The organism is Kitasatospora sp. NPDC057500, from assembly GCF_042802195.1.
Taxonomy (GTDB): domain Bacteria; phylum Actinomycetota; class Actinomycetes; order Streptomycetales; family Streptomycetaceae; genus Kitasatospora.
Window position 1 is genome coordinate 26,547 of sequence record NZ_JBHVER010000038.1, and the last position, 20,869, is coordinate 47,415.

General features: G+C 73.3%; 18 protein-coding genes and 1 tRNA gene. 4 read left to right on the top strand and 15 right to left on the bottom strand.

All coding sequences use genetic code 11. The features are described 5' to 3' along the window. Positions 1 to 177 precede the first annotated feature (177 nt). The 5 genes from tuf to ACFU74_RS11555 form a co-directional block, all read right to left on the bottom strand. Entirely contained in the window at positions 178 to 1,371 is a 1,194-nt protein-coding gene (tuf, locus tag ACFU74_RS11535; protein WP_030280743.1) for an elongation factor Tu, read from the bottom strand. Between the two features lie 199 nt (positions 1,372 to 1,570). Further along, entirely contained in the window at positions 1,571 to 3,676 is a 2,106-nt protein-coding gene (gene fusA / locus ACFU74_RS11540; protein ID WP_380755238.1) for an elongation factor G, read from the bottom strand. A gap of 39 nt (positions 3,677 to 3,715) precedes the next feature. After that, entirely contained in the window at positions 3,716 to 4,186 is a 471-nt protein-coding gene (rpsG, locus tag ACFU74_RS11545; RefSeq protein WP_030055803.1) for a 30S ribosomal protein S7, read from the bottom strand. Between the two features lie 2 nt (positions 4,187 to 4,188). Then, positions 4,189 to 4,560: a 30S ribosomal protein S12 gene (gene rpsL, locus ACFU74_RS11550; RefSeq protein ID WP_014144289.1), complete on the bottom strand. Its 372-nt coding sequence runs from the start codon at positions 4,558 to 4,560 to the stop codon at positions 4,189 to 4,191. A gap of 434 nt (positions 4,561 to 4,994) precedes the next feature. Next, a complete protein-coding gene (locus ACFU74_RS11555) occupies positions 4,995 to 5,603 on the bottom strand; it encodes a DUF1707 and DUF4190 domain-containing protein (RefSeq protein ID WP_380755240.1) in 609 nt (202 codons plus the stop codon). A 295-nt stretch (positions 5,604 to 5,898) separates the two neighbouring features. Here ACFU74_RS11555 and ACFU74_RS11560 point away from each other — a divergent pair, with 295 nt between their 5' ends. From ACFU74_RS11560 to ACFU74_RS11575, 4 genes are all read left to right on the top strand, one after another. Then, positions 5,899 to 6,708 carry an ABC transporter ATP-binding protein gene (locus tag ACFU74_RS11560; protein WP_380755241.1) on the top strand — a complete coding sequence of 270 codons (810 nt, stop codon included), beginning with the start codon at positions 5,899 to 5,901 and terminating at the stop codon, positions 6,706 to 6,708. Continuing rightward, positions 6,705 to 8,345, top strand: coding sequence for a transporter (locus tag ACFU74_RS11565; RefSeq protein WP_380755242.1), 1,641 nt, complete (start codon positions 6,705 to 6,707; stop codon positions 8,343 to 8,345). The genes ACFU74_RS11560 and ACFU74_RS11565 overlap by 4 nt, the downstream gene beginning before the upstream one ends. A 231-nt stretch (positions 8,346 to 8,576) precedes the next feature. Continuing rightward, a complete protein-coding gene (locus ACFU74_RS11570) occupies positions 8,577 to 9,875 on the top strand; it encodes a DUF2786 domain-containing protein (protein ID WP_380755244.1) in 1,299 nt (432 codons plus the stop codon). Positions 9,876 to 9,942: 67 nt separating this feature from the next. Further along, positions 9,943 to 11,058: an ADP-ribosylglycohydrolase family protein gene (locus ACFU74_RS11575; protein WP_380755245.1), complete on the top strand. Its 1,116-nt coding sequence runs from the start codon at positions 9,943 to 9,945 to the stop codon at positions 11,056 to 11,058. A 10-nt stretch (positions 11,059 to 11,068) separates the two neighbouring features. On the opposite strand, the gene ACFU74_RS11580 is transcribed toward ACFU74_RS11575, so the two are convergent. The 10 genes from ACFU74_RS11580 to ACFU74_RS11625 form a co-directional block, all read right to left on the bottom strand. Then, the gene (locus ACFU74_RS11580) at positions 11,069 to 12,382 is read right to left on the bottom strand and encodes a serpin family protein (RefSeq protein WP_380755247.1); all 1,314 of its coding nucleotides are present in this window, start codon (positions 12,380 to 12,382) and stop codon (positions 11,069 to 11,071) included. A 92-nt stretch (positions 12,383 to 12,474) separates the two neighbouring features. Next, entirely contained in the window at positions 12,475 to 13,479 is a 1,005-nt protein-coding gene (locus tag ACFU74_RS11585; RefSeq protein WP_380755249.1) for an ADP-ribosylglycohydrolase family protein, read from the bottom strand. A 19-nt stretch (positions 13,480 to 13,498) separates the two neighbouring features. Next, positions 13,499 to 14,713, bottom strand: coding sequence for a cytochrome P450 (locus ACFU74_RS11590; protein ID WP_380755251.1), 1,215 nt, complete (start codon positions 14,711 to 14,713; stop codon positions 13,499 to 13,501). Between the two features lie 136 nt (positions 14,714 to 14,849). After that, entirely contained in the window at positions 14,850 to 15,836 is a 987-nt protein-coding gene (locus tag ACFU74_RS11595; protein WP_380755252.1) for a hypothetical protein, read from the bottom strand. Further along, entirely contained in the window at positions 15,833 to 17,053 is a 1,221-nt protein-coding gene (locus tag ACFU74_RS11600; RefSeq protein ID WP_380755254.1) for a protein phosphatase 2C domain-containing protein, read from the bottom strand. Before ACFU74_RS11600 ends, ACFU74_RS11595 begins: the two co-directional genes overlap by 4 nt. A 14-nt stretch (positions 17,054 to 17,067) precedes the next feature. Continuing rightward, positions 17,068 to 17,727 carry a VWA domain-containing protein gene (locus ACFU74_RS11605; protein WP_380755255.1) on the bottom strand — a complete coding sequence of 220 codons (660 nt, stop codon included), beginning with the start codon at positions 17,725 to 17,727 and terminating at the stop codon, positions 17,068 to 17,070. 34 nt (positions 17,728 to 17,761) lie between these two features. Further along, the gene (locus ACFU74_RS11610; protein WP_380755257.1) at positions 17,762 to 18,286 is read right to left on the bottom strand and encodes a hypothetical protein; all 525 of its coding nucleotides are present in this window, start codon (positions 18,284 to 18,286) and stop codon (positions 17,762 to 17,764) included. Next, a complete protein-coding gene (locus ACFU74_RS11615) occupies positions 18,283 to 19,671 on the bottom strand; it encodes a methyl-accepting chemotaxis protein (protein WP_380755258.1) in 1,389 nt (462 codons plus the stop codon). The genes ACFU74_RS11610 and ACFU74_RS11615 overlap by 4 nt, the downstream gene beginning before the upstream one ends. Positions 19,672 to 19,859: 188 nt before the next feature. After that, complete coding sequence (locus ACFU74_RS11620; RefSeq protein ID WP_380755259.1) at positions 19,860 to 20,600, bottom strand: NAD-dependent deacetylase; 741 nt, start codon at positions 20,598 to 20,600, stop codon at positions 19,860 to 19,862. Positions 20,601 to 20,721: 121 nt separating this feature from the next. Continuing rightward, positions 20,722 to 20,795: transfer RNA gene (locus tag ACFU74_RS11625), tRNA-Met, on the bottom strand. Positions 20,796 to 20,869: the final 74 nt, after the last annotated feature.

Consider the following 20,869-nt stretch of genomic DNA (forward strand, 5'->3'; position numbering starts at 1 on the left):
TCGCGGACAGCGACGGGGAGAGCCCCAATGAGCGGTCAGAATAGCAGGCGGTGATGAAGCCCATGGGCGGTCACCGGCCCGCTCGTCACGCCGACACGCCGAAGGGCCCCGCACATCTTTTCGGATGCGCGGGGCCCTTCGGTTCGCCTGGGTCGACAGGCAGGTCAGAGCGTCGGACTACTTGACGATCTTGGTGACCTGGCCGGCGCCGACGGTGCGGCCACCCTCACGGATGGCGAACTTCAGGCCCTCCTCCATGGCGACGGGCTGGATCAGCGCGACGGTCATGGCGGTGTTGTCGCCCGGCATGACCATCTCGGTGCCCTCGGGGAGGGTCACGACGCCGGTCACGTCCGTGGTACGGAAGTAGAACTGCGGGCGGTAGTTGTTGAAGAACGGGGTGTGGCGGCCACCCTCGTCCTTCGACAGGATGTAGGCCTGGGCCTCGAAGTCGGTGTGCGGGGTGACCGAACCCGGCTTGATGATGACCTGGCCGCGCTCGACGTCCTCGCGCTTGATGCCACGGAGCAGCAGACCGACGTTCTCACCGGCCTGGCCCTCGTCGAGCAGCTTGCGGAACATCTCGATGCCGGTGACCGTGGTGGTGGTCTTCTCGGTCTTGATGCCGATGATGTCGACGGTCTCGTTGACCTTGAGGATGCCGCGCTCGATACGACCGGTGACGACGGTGCCACGACCGGTGATCGTGAAGACGTCCTCGATCGGCATCAGGAACGGCTGGTCCACGGCGCGGGCCGGGGTCGGGATGTTCTCGTCGACCGCGTGCATCAGGCCGAGGAGCTTCTCGCCCCACTCCTTGTCGCCCTCCAGCGCCTTCAGCGCGGAGACGCGGACGACCGGCAGGTCGTCGCCCGGGAACTCGTACTCGGAGAGCAGCTCGCGGACCTCGAGCTCGACGAGCTCCAGGATCTCCTCGTCGTCCACCATGTCGGCCTTGTTCAGGGCGACAACGATGTACGGAACGCCGACCTGGCGGGCCAGGAGGACGTGCTCCTTGGTCTGCGGCATCGGGCCGTCGGTGGCGGCGACCACCAGGATGGCGCCGTCCATCTGGGCGGCACCGGTGATCATGTTCTTGATGTAGTCCGCGTGACCCGGGCAGTCGACGTGGGCGTAGTGGCGCGCCTCGGTCTGGTACTCGACGTGCGCGATGGAGATGGTGATACCGCGCTGCCGCTCCTCCGGCGCCTTGTCGATCTGGTCGAACGGCGTGAAGGGGTTGATCTCCGGGTACGCGTCGTGCAGCACCTTGGTGATGGCCGCGGTCAGCGTGGTCTTACCGTGGTCGATGTGACCGATGGTGCCGATGTTGACGTGGGGCTTCGTCCGCTCGAACTTCGCCTTCGCCACTGAGTCCTCCTGAGGACAGTTCCTGTACGCCGTGCTGACGCCAGTTGGTCTTTGATCGGTTTTGGTGCGGGTTGTCCGGAGGACACCCCGTGCCGTCCCGCTGGTGGGGGGGCCGGAGGCCCCGGGAGGATCCGACCGGATCCTCCCGGGTTGCCTCCTAATAGCCTAAGGGTTGGTTATCGTCCCGAAAGTCGGGACGTCACTCGCCCTTGGCCTTCGCGATGATGTCGTCCGCGACGTTCCTCGGAACCTCGGCGTACGAGTCGAACTGCATCGAGTAGCTCGCGCGACCGGAGGTCTTGCTGCGCAGGTCACCGACGTAGCCGAACATCTCGGAGAGGGGCACCAGCGCCGTGACGACGCGGGCACCGTGACGCTCGTCCATGGACCGGATCTGGCCACGGCGAGAGTTGATGTCGCCGATCACGTCGCCCATGTAGTCCTCGGGCGTGGTGACCTCGACGGCCATCATCGGCTCGAGGAGGACCGGCTTGGCCTTCTTCGCGCCTTCCTTGAACGCCATCGAGCCGGCGATCTTGAACGCGAGCTCGGACGAGTCGACGTCGTGCGCCGCACCGTCGAGCAGCTTCACGCGGACACCCTGGAGCGGGTAGCCGGCGAGGATGCCGAACTCCATGGCCTCCTGGCAGCCGGCGTCGACCGACGGGATGTACTCGCGCGGCACGCGGCCACCGGTGACCAGGTTGACGAACTCGTAGCCCTCGGCCTGCTCGAGCGGCTCGATCGCGATCTGCACCTTGGCGAACTGACCGGAACCACCGGTCTGCTTCTTGTGGGTGTAGTCGATGCGCTCGACCGCCTGGCGGATGGTCTCGCGGTACGCGACCTGCGGCTTGCCGACGTTGGCCTCGACCTTGAACTCACGGCGCATACGGTCGACCAGCACCTCGAGGTGCAGCTCGCCCATACCCGCGATGATGGTCTGGCCGGTCTCCTCGTCCGTGTTGACCTGGAAGGACGGGTCCTCCTCGGCGAGACGCTGGATGGCGACACCCAGCTTCTCCTGGTCACCCTTGGACTTGGGCTCGATCGCGACGCGGATGACCGGGGCCGGGAAGTCCATGGACTCCAGGATGACCGGGTTCTTCTCGTCGGACAGCGTCTCACCGGTGGTGGTCTGCTTCAGGCCCATGACGGCGATGATGTCGCCGGCGCCCACCGACTCGATCTCCTCACGCTTGTTCGCGTGCATGCGGTAGATCTTGCCGATGCGCTCCTTCTTGCCCTTGACGGCGTTCAGCACCGAGGTGCCGGACTCCAGGCGGCCCGAGTAGACCCGGACGAAGGTGAGCTTGCCGAGGTGCGGGTCCGACATGATCTTGAACGCGAGCGCGGCGAGCGGCTCGTCGTCCGAGGCCTTGCGGGAGATCTTGACGGTGTCGTCGCCCGGCTTGGTGCCCTCGATGGACTCGATGTCCAGCGGGGACGGCAGGTACTTGACGACGGCGTCGAGCAGGGGCTGGACGCCCTTGTTCTTGAACGCGGTGCCGCAGAAGATCGGGGTGAACTCCGAGTTCAGCGTGCCCTTGCGGATCGCCGTCTGCAGCAGCTCGACCGGGATGTCCTCGCCCTCGAGGGCGAGCTCCATGATCTCGTCGCTGACGTTCGACACGGTGTCGATCAGGGCCTCGCGGTACTCGTCCGCCTGCTCCTGCAGCTCGGCCGGGATGTCGACGATGTCGTACATCTCGCCCTTGGCGGCCTCGGCCGACCAGACCAGCGCCTTCATGCGGACCAGGTCGACAACGCCCTGGAAGTCCGACTCGGCACCGATCGGCAGCTGCATGACCAGCGGGGTCGCGCCGAGGCGGTCCACGATGGTCTGGACGCAGAAGAAGAAGTTGGCGCCCGTGCGGTCCAGCTTGTTGATGAAGCAGATGCGCGGGACGCCGTAGCGGTCAGCCTGCCGCCACACGGTCTCGGACTGGGGCTCGACACCGGCGACACCGTCGAACACGGTCACGGCACCGTCGAGGACGCGCAGCGAGCGCTCCACCTCGACGGTGAAGTCGACGTGACCCGGGGTGTCGATGATGTTGATGGTGTGGTCGGCATCGTCGACGGTCCAGTGACAGGTCGTCGCGGCCGACGTGATCGTGATGCCGCGCTCCTGCTCCTGCTCCATCCAGTCCATGGTGGCAGCGCCATCGTGGACCTCACCGATCTTGTACGACACACCGGTGTAGAACAGGATCCGCTCGGTGGTGGTGGTCTTGCCCGCGTCGATGTGCGCCATGATCCCGATGTTGCGGACCTTGGCGAGGTCAAGGGAGGTTGCAGCCATGGTGGCTCGTTCTCTCTCTGTCTAGTGACGGGGTACGGACTACCAGCGGTAGTGCGCGAAGGCCTTGTTGGACTCGGCCATCTTGTGGGTGTCCTCGCGACGCTTCACGGAAGCGCCCAGGCCGTTGCTGGCGTCGAGGATCTCGTTCATCAGGCGCTCGGTCATGGTCTTCTCGCGACGGGCGCGCGAGTAACCGACCATCCAGCGCAGCGCCAGGGTGCTGGCGCGGCCCGGACGGACCTCGACCGGAACCTGGTAGGTCGCGCCACCGACACGGCGGGACTTGACCTCGAGGGCCGGCTTGACGTTCTCCAGCGCGCGCTTCAGCGTGACGACCGGGTCCGAGCCGGTCTTCTCGCGGACGCCCTCGAGGGCGCCGTAGACGATCCGCTCGGCGGTGGAGCGCTTGCCGTGCAGCAGGATCTTGTTGACCAGCTGGGTGACGACCGGGGAGCCGTAGACCGGGTCGATGATGACCGGGCGCTTCGGGGCGGGGCCCTTACGAGGCATTCTTACTTCTCCTTCTTGGCGCCGTAGCGGCTGCGGGCCTGCTTGCGGTTCTTGACACCCTGGGTGTCGAGCGAACCGCGGATGATCTTGTAGCGGACACCAGGAAGGTCCTTCACACGACCACCGCGAACCAGCACGATGGAGTGCTCCTGCAGGTTGTGGCCCTCGCCCGGGATGTAAGCGGTGACCTCGATCCCGCTGGTGAGGCGCACACGGGCGACCTTACGAAGCGCCGAGTTCGGCTTCTTCGGGGTGGTCGTGTACACACGCGTGCAGACCCCACGGCGCTGCGGGGAGCCCTTCAGCGCGGGAGTCTTGTTCTTCTCGACCTTGTCCTGCCGGCCCTTTCGGACCAGCTGCTGGATCGTAGGCACCGTTTCTCCGTTTTCTGTGTGCCAAGGCTTGGTGGAACTAACCTGCGGTGATTCCCTCGCACACGGCCCCGTGGTCGACCCACGCGGTCGGGTGTGTTGGGCTTTTTCCGGCACGGAATCCCGTGAGCTGATGTACAGCGACGGCGCTCTACGCGCGGCGCGCTGGGAGGCGCTCCGGCTCGGCGCGGCGACCGGTGTGCATGCACGCACAAGGACCCGGGGACACCCCAGGCACAAGGTCAGAGCGTACCTAGCGCATCGGGCGCGGTCAAAACAAATGCAACGCCGCAGGTGGCGGCCGTCGACCGGGTGTCGCACGGGTGTCCCGCGCACGGCCGCCCGGTGTCGGACCGCCCTCCTACCGCCCTACCACACCGGGAAGGCCGTCGCCACCCGAACGGGGCCGGCCCGGAACGGGCCCGGCCCGGGGGCGGTCAGCCGCCGCTGGTGCCGGCCACCAGCACGAGCAGCATGAACAGGGTCCAGGCCACGGACTCCACGTACCCGAGGACCAGGCCGACGGTGGCCATCGCGTCGCCCTCCTCGTTGCGCCGGCGGATCTGCTTCTTGGCGACGTGGCCGGCGATCACCGCCGGCAGGCCCATGCCCAGCAGGCTGAGCACCAGGGAGGCCACGGCCGCGCCGTTGGTCGGCCGCGGCGGCGGCACCAGCACCGGCGGCGGCAGGAAGGTCTGCGGCACCGCCATCTGCGGGGCCACCATCTGGGGCGCCACCATCGGGCCGGCCGGCAGGTCCGCGACCAGCCGGGCCAGCTGGCCGTAGGTCTGCGCCCCGCTCGCCGCCTCGAACCGCTCGCCGTACTCGGTGGCGCTCAGCCGGCCCTCGGCGAACGCGGCCTTCAGCACGTCGACCGTGCGCTCGCGGTCCGCGGTCGCCGCGCGCATCGCGGACTGGGGCATCGCCGCCTGGGGCGCCGCGCCGTACGCCACCGCGCCGTGCGGGGGCATCGCCGGCACGGGCGGGGTGGACGCGGGCGGCTTCGCCGTCCCGTAGCCCTGCTCGCCCCACGGCTGAACGGCCATCCGCCACCTCCCGGTACCCCCGCGCGAACACGGTCGTCGCCCGTCCATCTGGACTCTCATAGTGCAGGACGAACGGGAGTCCTGAGTAGTTGCCGAATCCGCCGATCCGGCGGCATTCCGGTCCCCCCGGGCCGCCGCCGCCGCGGCCGTCACCCGTTTGGCCCGAACACACCCGGGGCATCGGGCCTGCAGGACAGGCCGGACCGGGCGGTGGCAGGCTGTCGTCCAAGCCGTTTGGATCATGGAACGATCATCGGCCCGACCGGTCCGCCCCCCAATCGAAAGAGCCGCCATCATGCAGGCGTCAGCGCCGTCGCCGTTCCCCGAGCCCGCCGCCCCCGTGCCCTCCGCCGTGTCCGTCCAGGGCCTGTGGAAGCACTTCGGCACCCAGGCCGCCGTCGCCGGGCTGAGCCTGGAGCTACCGGCCGGGGCGTTCGTCGGGCTGGTCGGCCCCAACGGCGCCGGCAAGACGACGACGCTGTCGATGGTCACCGGCCTGCTCCGGCCCGACCAGGGCACCGTGCTGATCCACGGCGCCGACGTCTGGGCCGACCCGGTCGCCGCCAAGGCCCGGATCGGCATCCTCCCCGAGGGCCTGCGCATGTTCGAGAGGCTCAGCGGCCGCGAACTGCTCCAGTACAACGGCCGGCTGCGCGGCCTGCCCGGCGCCGAGGTCGACCGCCGTGCCGAGGAACTGCTCGCCGTCCTCGACCTCGCCGGGCACGCCGACAAGCTGGTCGCCGACTACTCCACCGGCATGCGCAAGAAGATCGGCCTCGCCTCCGCCCTGCTGCACAACCCGGACGTGCTGTTCCTCGACGAGCCCTTCGAGGGCGTCGACCCGGTCTCCGCCCAGACCATCCGCGGTGTGCTCAAGCGCTACGCGGCGGCCGGCTCCACCGTCGTCTTCTCCAGCCACGTCATGGAACTCGTCGAGCAGCTCTGCGACTGGGTCGCCGTCATCAGCACCGGCCGGGTCATCGCCCAGGGACCGCTCGGCACCGTCCGCGGCGGGCGCAGCCTGCACGAGGCGTTCCTGGAGCTGATCGGCGTCCGCGAGGACGACGGCCAGGCTCTCGGCTGGCTCGGCGGGGGCGACCGGTGAGCGTCCCCACCGCGCCGGGCACCGGCCTGCCCGACGACCGCACGGTCGTCCGCACCCTCGTCTCGCTCAAGCTCCGGCTGCTGCGCAACGGTCTGCGGCGCAGCCGCGGCCGCGCCGCCCTCTACGTGCTCGGCGCCGTCGTCGGCGTCCTGTTCGCCGCCGGGATCGCGCTCGCGATGGCGATGCTGGAGCACGCCGTCGACACCGGGTCCGCCGCCGACGCGGGCGTCGTCCTCACCGGTGCGCTCACCCTCGGCTGGGCCGCGATACCGCTCTTCCTGTTCTCCAGCGACGAGAGCGCCGACCCGACCCGGCTCACCATGCTGCCGCTGCGGCCCGCGCCGCTGCTGCGCGGCTCGGTGCTCGCCGCGCTGATCGGGCCCGGGCCGCTGATCAGCCTGGTGCTGTTCACCGGCGCCGCGTTCTCCGGCGCCCTCGGCGGCGCCTCGGCGGCGGCCGGGGTGGTCGGTGTGCCGCTCGCCGTGCTGACCGTCGTCGTGCTCTCCCGCGCGGTCGCCGCCGGCAACGCCCGGCTGCTCTCCAGCCGGCGCGGCAAGGACTTCGCCATCTTCGGCGGCCTGCTGTTCGCGCTGCTGGTGCAGATCGCCAACGTCGGCTCGCAGAGCGTCTTCGGCAAGCCCGGCGCCGACGGCCTCGACCTCGAACCGCTCGCCCCGATCGCCTCCGTGCTGCGCTGGGTCCCGCCGGTCTCCGCCGTCGACGCCGTCCGCACCGCCGGCGAGGGCCGGTACCCGCTCGCGCTGCTCCAGCTCGCCGCGACCGGCGCGCTGCTCGTCCTGCTGCTGCGCTGGTGGCGGGCCAGCCTCCAGCAGCTGATGGTCACCGCCGACGCCTCCACGGTGGAGGTGGTGCGCGGCGTCCAGGAGCCCGGGCGCGGCTGGCGCTTCCTGCCGGACGGCCGGGTCGGCGCCGTGATGCAGCGTCACCTGCGGTACGCCTGGCGCGAGCCGAGGGCCAAGGCCGCCGTCTTCACCAGCATCGGCATGACGCTGGTGGTCTGCGTGCTGTCGATCGTCCAGGGCTGGTCCACGGTCTACCTGGTGGCGATGACCGGGATGTTCCTCGGTCTCCAGATGCTCAACCTGTTCGGCATGGACGGCTCCGCGTTCTGGATGGTCGCCGCCACCCTGCTCACCCCCGCCGACGCCCGCGACGAACTGCGCGGCCGCGCGTTCGCCGTGCTCTCCTACGCCGTCCCGGTCACCCTGGTGCTCGCCGTCGTCCTCGCCGCCGCCACCGGCGAGTGGTCCGGCCTGCCCTCGGCCGTCGGGGTCGCCTTCGCCCTGCTCGGCAGCGGCATCGCCATCGGCGCCGTGCTCAGCGTGCTCGCGCCGTACACCATGCCGGCCGACAACAACCCGATGCGCAACGCCGCCCCCGGCCAGGGCGGCCTGGTGATGCTCAACAGCTTCGGCTCGATGTTCGGCAGCGTCGTCGTCGCCTCCCCCGCCGTCGCCTACCTCGCCTGGGCCCTCACCACCGACTCCCCCACCTGGCCCCTGCTCCTCGCCGGTCCCCTCTACGGCGCCCTCATCGCCACCCTGGGCCTGCGCCTCGCCGCCGGCCGCCTCCTGGAACGCCTCCCCGAGATCCTCGCCAGGGCCGTCGAACGCTGAGGCCGGGCCCGGCGCCGGAGCAGGAAGTCGGGGACGCCGGCTTCCTGCTCCGCCTGCCGCTGTCGGCGGCAGGCGGATTCGGCGGCGCGCCCCCGGCAGCACCCTCAGGATCGGGAGGTCGGAAGCCGTCGCCGCACCCGGCGGCGAGGCGGAGCCGAAGCGGCACAGCCGGGGTAGGAGGGGGCGGTCCGGCATCATGGGTGGGAGGTATGGGACCCGGAGGTAGGCGGCGTGGGCAGGCGGAAGCAGGACGGCGGCAGCGGTGAGGACGCCGGGGCGCTGCTGGATTCGGCGGTGTGGTTGGTGGTGACGGCCCCGGAGGAGGAGCTGGACCTCTCGCTGGACACCGGGGCCTCGTCGCTCGCGGCCTCCGCCGCGCGGTGGCCGGCGGTGAGCCGGGCGGTGCTGGGGTACGCGGACACGGCGGTCGGGCGGTGCTGGTCGGCCGGGTGGCGGCCGGCGGACCTGGTGCGGGTGGTGCGCCGCGAGCTGAAGCCCGTGCACCTGGCGCTCGCCGTGGACCTGATCGCCGCCGAGGGCCGCCGCCACCCCGCGGCCTCGACCGACCGCCGCTGGCAGGAGCAGCTGCGCGAGCTGGAGGCGGAGGTCTGGTGGACGTCCGACGAGGCGTACCTCCCCGCGCTCGCCCACCGCCACCGCCTGGACCGTTTCGCCCTCGCCACCGCACTGCTGGAGCTGCTGCGCTGCTGGGGCCGGCTGCCCCCGATCGCCCCCGTGGGCCCCGCCCCGGGGCAGGGCGCGCGCCGGGAGACCGCCCCGCGCGGCCCGGTGACGGGCGAGCCGCGGATGCTGTCTCGGATCCGCGCCCTGCTGGCGAAGGCCGAGTCCACCGACTTCCCCGAGGAGGCCGAGGCGCTGACCGCCAAGGCCCAGCAGCTCATGACCCAGCACAGCATCGACGAGGCCCTGCTCGCCGTCGACGTCGCCGACCCGCACGCGCCGGGCGCGCTGCGGATCGGTGTGGACAACCCGTACGAGGGCCCGAAGACGATGCTGCTGGACGCGGTCGCCGCCGCCAACCGCTGCCGCGTCGTGTGGGCGAAGGAGTTCGGCTTCTGCACCGTGATCGGCTTCGACGCGGACCTGGACGGCGTCGAGCTGCTCTACACCTCGCTCCTGGTGCAGGCGACGCACGCGATGCAGCAGGCCGGCGCCCGCCAGCACCTGGACGGCGCCTCCCGCACCAAGGCGTTCCGGCAGTCCTTCCTGGTGGCGTACGCCGCACGGATCCGCGAGCGGCTGGCCGAGGCGACCGAGCGGACGACCAGTGACGCCGCGGCCGGCCGGCACCTGCGCGAGGACGGCACGGCGGAGCAGCTGGTGCCGGACGAGCGGCTGCTGCCGGCCCTGAAGGCGCGCACCGAGGCGGTGGACCAGGAGGTGGGCCGGATGTTCCCCAAGCTGGTGTCGCAGCGCGTGCGGGTGAGCGACGGCGAGGGCTGGGCGGCGGGCCGCGCCGCGGCGGACCGGGCGTCCCTGCACGGACGCTCCGGGGAGATCCGCCGCTGAGTTCCGGAGCCCCGCTCCGGCGGCCTGGTAGAACAGGTCGCGGGTCACGACGAGGGGCGGGCAGGCGATGACGAGTACGACGGGCACCGGGACGGGCTACCGGGACCGGGTGCGCGGGGCGCTGCTGGGCGGCGCGATCGGCGACGCGCTGGGCTGGCCGGTGGAGTTCCTGCAGCTGCACCAGATCCGCGAGCGCTTCGGCCCGGACGGCGTGACGGGCCTGCCGGGCGGCGGCCTGGTCGCCGAGGTCACCGACGACACCCAGATGACGCTGTTCACCGCCGAGGGCCTGATCCGCGGCTTCGTCCGCGGCTGGTCGGGCGGCGGCGGTTCGGTGCCGGAGGCGGTGCACGGCGCGTACCGGCGGTGGCTGCTCACCCAGCAGCAGGGCGCGCCGGACCGCGAGCCGCTCCCCCGCCCGTACGACGGCTGGCTGCTGCGCGAGCCGTTCCTGTACGCGCGGCGGGCGCCCGGCAACGCGTGCCTGACCGGGGTGCAGTACCACCCGGCGTTCGAGCCGCCGGTGGCGCTGGGGCAGCCGGGTCCGATCAACGCGCACTCCAAGGGCTGCGGCACGGTGATGCGCTCGGCGCCGTTCGGGCTGGGGCGACTGGGTGCGGAGCAGTCCTTCGGGCTGGCCGCGCAGTGCGCGCAGCTGACCCACGGGCATCCGACCGGCTACCTGGCGGCGGGCGCGTTCGCGGCGCTGGTGGAGCGGCTGGCGGCCGGGACGGAGCCCTGGGCGGCGGTCGGCGAGACGGTTGAGCAGACCCGGGAGTGGCCGGCCTCGCGGGAGACGGTGCAGGCGCTGGCCCGGGCGGTGCGGGTGGCCCAGGAGTCGGAGCCGTCGGCGGAGGCGGTGGAGCGGGTGGGGCTGGGCTGGATCGCCGAGGAGTGCCTGGCGATCGCGGTGTACTGCCTGCTGGCGGCGGCCGGCGGGCCGCAGCCGGCCCGGACGGCGTTGCTGCTGTCGGTGAACCACTCCGGGGACAGCGACTCGACCGGCGCGGTCTGCGGCAACCTGGTCGGCGCGGCGTACGGCGCGGGCGCGCTGCCGGCCGACTGGGCGGAGGCGGTGGAGGGCCGGGAGGCGCTGCTGCGGACGGCGGACGACCTGCTGGTGCTGTTCGGCAGCCGCGAGCCGGGCCACCCGGCGCTCGGGGACCGCTACCCGGCCGGGTAGCGGTCCCCCGCTACTTCGCCGCCGGGTCGGTGACCTGGCCGAGGAAGAGCGGCCGCCCGGTGGCGGTGTCCCGGATCAGGAAGAGGAACGGCCGGTCGATGTGCAGTTCGACGGGGTTCGCCGGGACGGGCGCGGCCATCGCCCCCACCCCGACGCCGCTGCCGGCCGCCGCGACCGTGCCCTGCTCGTCGACCTGAATGGTCGCCTTCTGCACCACGGTGCCGATGGCGAGCGCCCCGTCGGCGCCCGGACCGGGGATGCCGGACAGGTCGGCGCCCGGCCCGAAGGCCGCCTTGACGCCCAGGGCCTGCAGGGCGGGCGTGAGCTCGTTGGCGGTGTCGAAGTGGAACTTCGGCAGGGTGAGGTCGACGGTCCGCGGGGCGAGCGAGCCGAGGATCCGGTCCAGTTCCGCCTGGTCCAGGCCCTTGCGGAAGGCCGCGAAGCCGCCCTGCGCGGGCACCACCAGGTCCATCGCCAAGGTACTTCCGGCGTACGGGAGTTCAACGGCCTGCCAGGGTTCGCCGAGGATGCCTCCGGAGCCCTCGGCGTAGCGCAGCGCGCCGGTCCGGGCCATGGTGGGGACGGCGGCCCCGGTGCCGTCGAGGCGGTGGAACGGCCGGTCGGCGCTCTTCCCGGCCTTGAACGGCTCGGCCCAGTCGGCCTTGAGGTAGAGCGCGTCGGTGAGTGCCAGCCGGGTGTCCCGGTTGAGCTGTCCCGCGCCGAAGAGGTCCTTGATCCGGCCCTCGGTGGCCTTCTCGACGGCGCCGTTGACGGCCTTGCGGGCGCCCTCCGGGTCCGCGCGGAAGTCGGCGGTGTGCACGCCGGTGTCGAAGGCGGCGGCCAGCACGCCGAGGTAGCGCTGGTCGAGCGGGTAGTCGCGCTGGGCCCAGAGGTCGTCGGACTGCCGGAGCACGGGCCCGTCCTTGGCCGTGGCCGCCGCCGACCGGTTCAGGGCGCCGGTGGCGAGCGCGTACTGCTCGGGCGTCAGCCCGGTGTGCAGCGCCGTGGCGAGTTCCTCGGCGGTGGTGCCGCGCGCGCCGGGCAGCACCATGGCGAGGGCAGTGGCCAGGCCGGACGGCGAGAGCACCAGGTTGCGGCCAGCACCGGCGGGGTCGGCGGTGAGGGTGTGCAGCAGGTCGAGGCCGAAGGCGCCGGTGGCCGTGGCGGTGGCGGCGACCTGGGCGGGGTCGGCGGGCGGCAGTGTCACGGGCTCGGCCCGGACCACGGAGGCGCCGCCGCCGGAGGAGCCGCAGGCGGTGAGCAGGGCCGCGCAGCAGAGCAGGAGCACCGCCGGGCGGCGGGTGCGGACGGACGTCGCGGACATGGCCGGCCCCGCCTCTCGGATCGCGGCGCGGGCCGGTGCCCGCGCCTCGGTGCCGGTTCGACGCGGCACCCCCGTCACCGGTTCCCGGGGCGTCAGTCCCAGAGCGCGCCGAACTCCAGCAGCTCGTCCCGGTGCTCGATCCGCTCCACCCAGTCGGCCGGCCAGGCGCCGGCGCCCAGGTGCGCCCCGGCGAAGGCACCGGTCAGGCAGGCGATCGAGTCGGAGTCCCCGGAGGAGTAGGCGGCCCGGCGGACGGCGGCCACCGGGTCGTCCGGCAGCAGCAGGAAGCAGAGCAGCCCGGTGGCGAGCGCCTCCTCGGCGATCCAGCCCTCGCCGGTGGCCAGGCAGGGGTCGGCCTCGACGTCCGGCGCGGCGAGCGCGGCGTCCAGCCGGTCGAGCACCGCCAGGCACTCGTCCCAGCCCCGGGTGGCGAACGCCTCCGCCGTCCGGTCCTGGGCGTGCTCGGCGAGGTCGCCGAGCCAGAACGCGTCGTACCGGCCGCGGCCGGCGAGCGCGTACGCCCGGAGGGCGGCGGGCAGCTCGACCGGCGGCAGGCCCCCGGCGAGCCGGCGGACGGCGTACGCGGTGAGGTCGCCGGCGGCGAGCGCGGTCGGGTGGCCGTGGGTGAGCCCGGACTGGAGCTGGGCGGCGCCGGAGGCCTGGGCCGGGGTCAGGTCCCGGACCAGGCCGATCGGGGCGACCCGCATATTGGCGCCACAGCCCTTGGAGCCGGTGTCGCTCGCCGTCTGCCAGCGGCGGTCGGGCGTGCTGAGCCGCTGGCAGGAGCGCAGACAGGTCATCCCGGGGGCGCGGGTGTTCTGCGGCGAGCGCCACCAGTCGACGAACTCCTCCCGCACCGGCCGTTCCAGGCGCAGCGGCGTGAGCGGGCCCCTGGCCAGGGCGGTGCGCAGCCCGCGGGCCAGGGCGAGCGTCATCTGGGTGTCGTCGGTGACCAGTGCGCGCTGCGGCAGCGGCAGTTGCCGCCAGTCCGGCCACTGCCACGCGATCGCCTCGACGTCGTCGAACTCGGTGTGCTTGCCGAGCGCGTCCCCGATCGCCAGCCCCAGCATCGCCCCCGTAGCCCTGCCGCCGCCCATGGCCCGCCCCCCTCTTCCGCTACACCTCGACCAGCAGTTCCTTCAGCCCCCGGATCACATACCCCGGCTGCCACTCGGGCTCGCGGACCAGCCGCAGGCCCGGGGCACGGCGGAGCAGGGTGCCGTAGGACTCGGTGAGCTCCAGTCTGGCGAGCGGGGCGCCGAGACAGAAGTGGATTCCGGCGCCGAAGGTGATGTGCGGGTTGTCGGTGCGGCCGAGGTCCAGGCGGTCGGGGTCGGCGAAGCGCTCCGGGTCGCGGTTGGCGGAGCCGAAGAGCAGGGCGACCTCGGAGCCGCGCGGAATGGTGACGCCGCGGACCTCGATGTCCTCCAGCACCCAGCGCTCGAACATCTGCAGCGGGGTGTCCCAGCGCATCAGCTCCTCGACGGCGGTGGGCAGCAGCCCGTCGACGTCGGCGCGCAGCCGGGCCAGTTCCCCGGGGTTGCGGAACAGCGCCCACCAGCCGTTGCCGGTGGTGTTGACGGTCGCCTCGTGGCCGGCGTTGAGCAGCAGCACGCAGGTGGAGATCATCTCCTGCTCGCTGAGCGCGTCCGAGCCCTCCTGGGCCTGGATGAGCGCGCTGATCAGGTCCTCACCGGGGGCGGTGCGGCGCTCGCGGATGAGGGCGCGCAGGTAGTCGGAGAACTCGGTGCTCGCGGTGACGGCCCGGCGGGCGGCGTCCTCGGTCGGGTTGAGCTCGAACATCCCGGTGATGTCGGCGGACCACGGGCGCAACAGGTGCCGGTCGGACTCCGGGACGCCGAGCATCTCGGCGATCACCGCGACGGGCAGCGGCTCGGCGACGGCGGCGATCAGGTCGCCGCCGCCGTCGGCGAGCAGTCCGTCGACGAGTTCCCCGGCGAGCCGGCCGACGGTGGGGCGCAGGCCCTCGACCATGCGCGGGGTGAAGGCCTTGGAGACCAGGCGGCGGATCCGGGTGTGGTCCGGGGCCTCCAGGTCGAGCAGGCCGTTGTCGTTGAGGGTGTGGAACGGCTCGTGCGCCGGGTCGGGCTCGGGGCGGCCGAACTCCTGGTGGCTGAACCGGTGGGTGTAGGTGCGGCCGAGCCGGCGGTCGCGGAGCAGCGCGCTGACGTCCTCGAAGCGCGAGACCAGCCACTGGTCGGTGGGTTCGAAGTACGTCACGGGGGCCTGCTCGCGCAGGGCGGCGTACGCGTCGTAGGGGTGGGCCACGAACGCCGCCGACCAGGGGTCGAACTTCGCCGTCGTCGTCATCGGTCGATCACTCCAGGCCATGAGGGGGGAGCCGGAAGGATCATCGTACGCATGCGCTCCGTCCGACCCCGGCCCTGGCGGCTCGACGGCGTCGCCCCGGGCCGCCCCGGCCCTCCCCCCGTCGGCTCGGTCCCCGTCAGCTCGGCCGCTGCAACCGGATGCTCCCCCGGCCCGTCCGCCCGTCGAACAGCCGATCGTCCGCCGACCGGGCCGGGCGCGGCGGCGGCGGGAAGCCCGGCGCGAGCGGGATGCTGCCCCGGCCGCCGAGCGCCATCAGCCAGGCGGTCGGGTCCGGCCGGCTCCCGTACGGTCCGGCGGCCTGCTCCCAGACCCGGCGCACCTGCGCCAGCTGCCGGTCCGTCAGCATCCCCGGCAGCGGCTCCAGCGGTGCTCCCGGCACCACGTACGGGTCCTGCGCCAGGGTCCGTCCGATCAGCAGCGCCGCCTTGTAGCGGTCGCTGTCCACCGAGGCGGCGCTGCCGTGCGGGGAGCGCGGGTCCGCCCAGTTGGGCGTGTCCGCCTGTTCCAGCACCGGGGAGGCGCCGACCAGGCGGATGCCATCGCAGTCCAGCAGGTGCACGGCCGGTTCGGGCAGCACCGTCCACAGCACATTGGCGTGCGAGAGGTCGCCGATCACCAGCCCCCAGCGGTGCAGCCGGTCGATCAGCCCGGTCAGTTCCAGCACCAGGGCGAGGCGCTGCTCCCCGTCCGGACGGACGACGCCCTGGGTGGCGGGCTTCTCCGGGTAGAGCAGGTGCTGCGCCTCGGTGAGCCTGCGCGCGCCGGTGGCCGTCCGCCAGGTCATCGCCGGCGGGGCCTCCCGCATCAGGAAGCCGACGCAGCGCGGGCCGTCCACCACCCGGCAGAGCGGCCAGGCGGCCTGGGCGTCCAGCCGGTCCCGTTCGGCCCGCGGCAGCCGGAGCCGCAGGCCGACCAGTTCCTCCAGCGCCCGGCCGTTGACCGCTCCCGCGTCCAGGTAGCGCTTGAACAGCAGGCCGGGGTAGCCGTCGAGGCGCTGCACCCGGCCCTGGCCGCCCCGGCCGGCCTCGTCGCCGACGGGCAGCAGCGCCAGGTCCGCGTCCCCGCCCTCGGCCAGCGCGGTGGCGATGTCCGGGGCGGTCACGGCGCGGCCTCCCAGAGGCAGACCACCGAGCGGTCGTCGTCGTAGCTGCGCACCCGGACCTGGGCCTGCCAGAGGAACTCCGCGAGGCCCGGCACCTCCCGGCCCCAGCGCTCGCCGAGCCACGTCCGCAGCTCGGACTCCTTGAGCAGCGGCAGCGCGAGCCCGTCGGTGCAGAGCACCAGCAGGTCGCCGGGGAGGGTGTCGGTGATCAGCCGGGCCCTGGCGTGCTCGTACGCCTCGGGGAGGCAGTCGGTCCGGGTGCTGATCAGCGCGCCCTCCTCGCCGTCCCCGTCGGCTTCGAGGTTCTGCCAGTCGCCGTCGCGCAGCCGCAGCAGGCCGCCGTCGCCGACCGAGACGAAGCCCCGGAACGGGACGGCCGGGTCGGCCGGCACCAGCAGCGCGCGCAGGGTCGTCGAGTAGGACTTCGGCGACAGGCCCGCGCCCTCGGCCTGCTGGGCGAGTTCGGCGGCCGCCACCGCGACGAGCCGGCTCATCAGGCTGGCGAAGTCGAGTTCGGCGCCGGAGCGCAGGAAGGCCAGCAGGGTCTCCGCCTTCTGCGCGACCTGCCGGGTCAGCAGCCGGACGATCCCGTGGGAGCCGTGGTGGGAGTGCGACTGGGAGCCGACGCCGTCGGCCACCGCGACCAGCAGCAGCTCGCCGGTGCGGACGACCAGGGCGGTGTCCTGACGGCACTCGGCCGCGTAGCGGTGGCCGTCGCCGCGGACCGAGGCGGCGCGGACGGTGACCGGGCCGAAGCGTCCGCCGTCCACCACGGTGTCGGGCAGCAGGGCGCCGAAGAGGTCGCCGCCGGTGATGGCGGGGATGCCGGTCGGCTCGGCTGGGTAGGTGGGGGCCTTGCGGCCGACGTGGGTCAGCGGGCCGGTCTCCCGGACCGAGGGCGGCCGGACGACCGGCCCGGTCCCTTCGACCGGACCGGCGACGGGGGCGGCCACGGCCGGACCGTCGGCGCCCCACGGCTCGCGGACCGCCGACGGCCCCGGGCCGATCGGACGCGGCAGGAACCCCTCCGGGACCACCGGCCCGGAGACCACGGGCCGCGCCGCCTCGGCCGGCGCTCCGACGGGAGCCGCGAGCGGGGCCGGCCCCGGGCCCCAGCCGTGCTCGTACACGGAGGCCGCGAGGTCGATCGGGTCGCCCTTGCGGGTCGGCGCGTGCTCCGGCCCGGGCTCCGGGTGGTGAGTGTCGTACGCGTTCATCCGGCGGCCCGGCCTCAGAGCTTGTCGAGCGAGACGGAGGTGAACCCGGTCACGTGGTCGTCGACCTGGAGGCTCATGCCCTGGCCGGCCTCGGTCGCCCCGCTCACCGAGCGGACGATCGAGCGGGTCAGGCTGGCCGCGAACTCCCGCAGCGCGACCGCCGGGTTCGCCGCGCCCTCGTCCTGCATGAAGGCCTTGAACGTCGCGACCCGCGCGATCACGCTCCGGTCGGCCTGGCCGATGCCGAAGGCGATGATGTGCGGCCGGAACGCGGCGGCCAGCAGGTCCTGGTAGGGCCGGTCCCAGTCGGAGTCGGTCGGCACGCCGTCGGAGAGGAAGAACACCACCGGGCGGTAGACGTCGTGGCCGTCCGCCTTCAGCGACTGCACATCCCGCTCGATCGCCCGGCGGAGCAGTTCGAAGGCGTTGCCGAAGGAGGTGAGGCCGGAGGCCTCCAGGGCGGGCAGTTCGTCGAGGTCGCTCAGGTCGACCAGCGGCTGGAGCTCATGCGCGTCGGTGGAGAAGCCGATCAGCCCGAACCGGGTCTTGTCGGCGATGGTCGGGTTGGTGCTGATCTCCTGGTGGAGGTCGAACAGGGCCTTGTTGAGGGTGTCGATGTCGGCGCTCATCGAGCCCGACTCGTCGCACACGGCGTAGAACGGGAGGATCTGCACTGCACTTCTCCTTCGATTGGCAGGGCGTTGGCGATCAGCTGGTGTAGAAGTAGATCTCCACCGAGGCGTGCCGGGGGTTGTCCGCGAGCGAGATGAAGTCCCGGGTGGTGGTGCCCCGGAACATCTCCGGACGGGCCTGCGCGAGCAGGCCGTTGACGGTGTGGGCGTAGGCCTGGCCGACGCCGGGGTCGCGGTTGCTGCCGAAGGTGAGCACGACGGCGGCCTGCCGGCCGGCGTACCGCTCGGTGGCCGCGCGGATCTGGGCGACCAGGCCGCCCGTGTCCGAGGAGTCCCCGCCGACATCGACGGTGACCGGGTCGTGCTCGACGCCGCGCGGACCGGTCGGGGTGGGCGTCGTGCCGGGCGCGGCAGCGGTGGTGGCGGTGGCACTCGCGTCCGGGGTGGCGGTGGGCGCGGCCGTGGCCCGTTCGGCGGCCATCGGGTCGCCCTGGTCACCCATCGCGACCAGGGCCAGCACCAGCAGCATGTCGGCGAACAGCCAGCCGGCCAGGTGCACGCCGCGGGCCCGCGGCCGCGCCGTCCGGAACCGGCCCCTCATCGGCCCTGCCCGTGCACCGGCACCTCGTCCAGCTCCAGCAGCGTCCGGTCGTCGACGTCGGCGGCACCGCCGGCCGCGGCCGCGTCGGTGACCCGGGACCGGGCGGCGCCCCCGTCGGGCCCGGGCCCGGACTCCGTCTTCACCATGACGATGCCGCCCCCGTCGCGCCGCCCGCCCGGCGCGGACGCGTCCAGGCGCGCCGCCGCCGCGGTGGCCGCCGAGGCCGCCGCCGCGACCCGGTCGGCCAGCAGCGCGACCTCCCGGGCCAGCCCGTCCAGCCGCTCCAGCACCTGCCCGTTGACGTCGGCCACGGTCTCCGCGCCGGTGGTGAACCCGCGCTGGGCGACCGCGAGGTCGCGCACCGCCTCCTCCACCCGCTCGCCCGCGCCGGCGAGTTCGGCGCCCACCCGGTCGGTGGCCTGCCGGACCAGCTCGGCCGCGTCGGCGACCTGCTTCCCGCCCCGGTGGACGAGGCCGTCGGTGGCCGCCGCGCCGTCCCGGACCGTCTCGGCGAGCCGGTCGCCGCTGTCGCGCACCGCCCGGCCGACCCCGTCGACGGCCCGGCCGATCCCGTCGACCGCCTTCTCGACGCCGCCCACGGCCTGCCGCAGCGGGTCGACCGCCTCACCCGCCTCGGCGAGGCGCCGCTCGGCCCCGGCGACCGAGCGCTCGACGGCCAGCGCTGCCTCGCCCAGCTCCCGCTGGGTGTCGGCGGCCTGGCGGCCGAGCCGCTCCAGGGTCTCGGCCGCGCCGGTCAGCTCGGCCACGAAACGCTGCGGGGTCGCACGGCGGCGCTCGTTCAGCACCACCTGGGCGCGGGTGAGCACCGGCGCCAGCTCGGCCAGCAGGTCCTCCGCCTCGCCCTCGGCCGCCGCCTCCCGGCGCTCGGCCCCGGCCCGGCGCACGCCGTGCGCGACCGAGAGCGCCAGCAGCAGCGCGATGAACAGGGTGGCGGACAGGGCGACGTCGCCGAAGGTGGCCCAGCCCGGCAGCCGGCCCTCGAAGCCGGTCTGCCAGAGCTGGAGGAAGGGACGCGCGGCCTGCCGGGCGTCCGCGCCGATCAGCGCCCGGTAGGCGCTGGTGGCCTGCATCAGCCCGGCCCAGGTGACCAGCAGCGGGACGAACACCAGGGCGCCCAGGGCGACTTCGGTCCAGGCCCAGAACCTCGGCTCGGGGGCCGGCCGCACCGCGGCCCGCACGCTCTCCGGCCGGACGAAGCTGTGCACCAGGTCGAGTTCGGCCCACCGATCCAGATCTCCGACGCCCGAGAGCGCCAATCCCAGCTCCCTGAGCTCCTCCTGACGGTGCGCCAGTCCGGGCCGGTCGGCCAGCGCCCGCAGTTCGCCCCCGATCGCGTGCCGGTCCAGCAGTCGGCCTGAGGTCATGAGGGCTCCTTCGTACGCGCCGCCGCGGAGCCGGGGAGAACCGTGCGGCCTCCCCCGTGGCCGGAAGCCGACCACGCCGCTCCGCGCGGCAGCGTAGCGCAGAACCGGCCACCGGGAACGGCTAGTTCACAACGTCGCCGGCCGAACCGCCGGCGAACCGTCCGCTCCGGAGGCCGCGCCCGGGGTGCTCAGGCGTACTGCGCGACCAGCCGTTTGACCAGAGCCGGCAGGGCGGTGGAGATCGGCTCGCGGACGACCTCCTCGGCGGCCTCGTCGAACGGCGTCGGCTCACCGTTCACGATGATCAGCCGGGAGCCGGTCTTCACCGCGTTGTACGGCAGCGCGGCCACCGGGAAGACCTGGAGGCTGGTGCCGACGGCGATGAACAGCTCGCAGGCCTTGCTGATCGCGTCCGCCTGCTGCAGCACGTCCGGGTCCAGGTTCTCGCCGAACATCACCGTGCGCGGCCGCAGGATCCCGCCGCAGCCCCGGCACTCCGGGTCCGGCTCGCCCGCCGCCACCCTCTCCAGGGCCCCCTCCATCGGCCCCACCGCCCGGCACTCCACGCACTGCACCTCCCGCGCGGTGCCGTGGAGTTCGAGCACCTTGCGGGGCGTCTGCCCGGCCCGCTGGTGCAGCCCGTCGACGTTCTGGGTGAGCACCCGCACCGGAAGCCCGGAGCGCTCCAGCCCCACCAGCGCCCGGTGCCCGGCGTTCGGCTCGGCGGTGAGCGCCCCCGTCCCGGCCCGCATCCGCCACGCCCGGCACCGGACCTCGGGGTCGGACAGGTACGGGCCGAGGGTGACCAGCCGCTGCGCGTCGGGGTCGCGCTGCCAGAGCCCGTTCGGGCCGCGGTAGTCGGGGATGCCGGAGTCGGTGGAGATCCCGGCGCCGGTGAGGACGGCGATCAGCGGGCGCTTCGCGTTCATGCCCGGGACGGTACGGCCCCCGCACCCCGCCCGCCACCGATAAATCGGCCGCCCACGACCCGCCACCCCGGGGAACGCCGAAGGGCCCGGAGGCGAGAAGCCTCCGGGCCCTTCGATGCAGTAGCGGGGACAGGATTTGAACCTGCGACCTCTGGGTTATGAGCCCAGCGAGCTACCGAGCTGCTCCACCCCGCGTCGGTGAACACGACTTTACGCGAACTCTGCCGAGAAACCTAATCGGTTTCCCGGCCCCGGGAACGCCGCAGGGC

Bases quoted from the DNA above. Each gene is read 5' to 3' on its own strand.
- rpsG (WP_030055803.1), bottom strand. From the start codon at position 4,186: ATGCCTCGTAAGGGCCCCGCCCCGAAGCGCCCGGTCATCATCGACCCG.
- ACFU74_RS11585 (WP_380755249.1), bottom strand. From the start codon at position 13,479: ATGGGCGGCGGCAGGGCTACGGGGGCGATGCTGGGGCTGGCGATCGGG.
- ACFU74_RS11580 (WP_380755247.1), bottom strand. From the start codon at position 12,382: ATGTCCGCGACGTCCGTCCGCACCCGCCGCCCGGCGGTGCTCCTGCTC.
- ACFU74_RS11615 (WP_380755258.1), bottom strand. From the start codon at position 19,671: ATGACCTCAGGCCGACTGCTGGACCGGCACGCGATCGGGGGCGAACTG.
- fusA (WP_380755238.1), bottom strand. From the start codon at position 3,676: ATGGCTGCAACCTCCCTTGACCTCGCCAAGGTCCGCAACATCGGGATC.
- ACFU74_RS11590 (WP_380755251.1), bottom strand. From the start codon at position 14,713: ATGACGACGACGGCGAAGTTCGACCCCTGGTCGGCGGCGTTCGTGGCC.
- ACFU74_RS11620 (WP_380755259.1), bottom strand. From the start codon at position 20,600: ATGAACGCGAAGCGCCCGCTGATCGCCGTCCTCACCGGCGCCGGGATC.
- ACFU74_RS11575 (WP_380755245.1), top strand. From the start codon at position 9,943: ATGACGAGTACGACGGGCACCGGGACGGGCTACCGGGACCGGGTGCGC.
- ACFU74_RS11555 (WP_380755240.1), bottom strand. From the start codon at position 5,603: ATGGCCGTTCAGCCGTGGGGCGAGCAGGGCTACGGGACGGCGAAGCCG.
- ACFU74_RS11560 (WP_380755241.1), top strand. From the start codon at position 5,899: ATGCAGGCGTCAGCGCCGTCGCCGTTCCCCGAGCCCGCCGCCCCCGTG.
- ACFU74_RS11610 (WP_380755257.1), bottom strand. From the start codon at position 18,286: ATGAGGGGCCGGTTCCGGACGGCGCGGCCGCGGGCCCGCGGCGTGCAC.
- ACFU74_RS11600 (WP_380755254.1), bottom strand. From the start codon at position 17,053: ATGAACGCGTACGACACTCACCACCCGGAGCCCGGGCCGGAGCACGCG.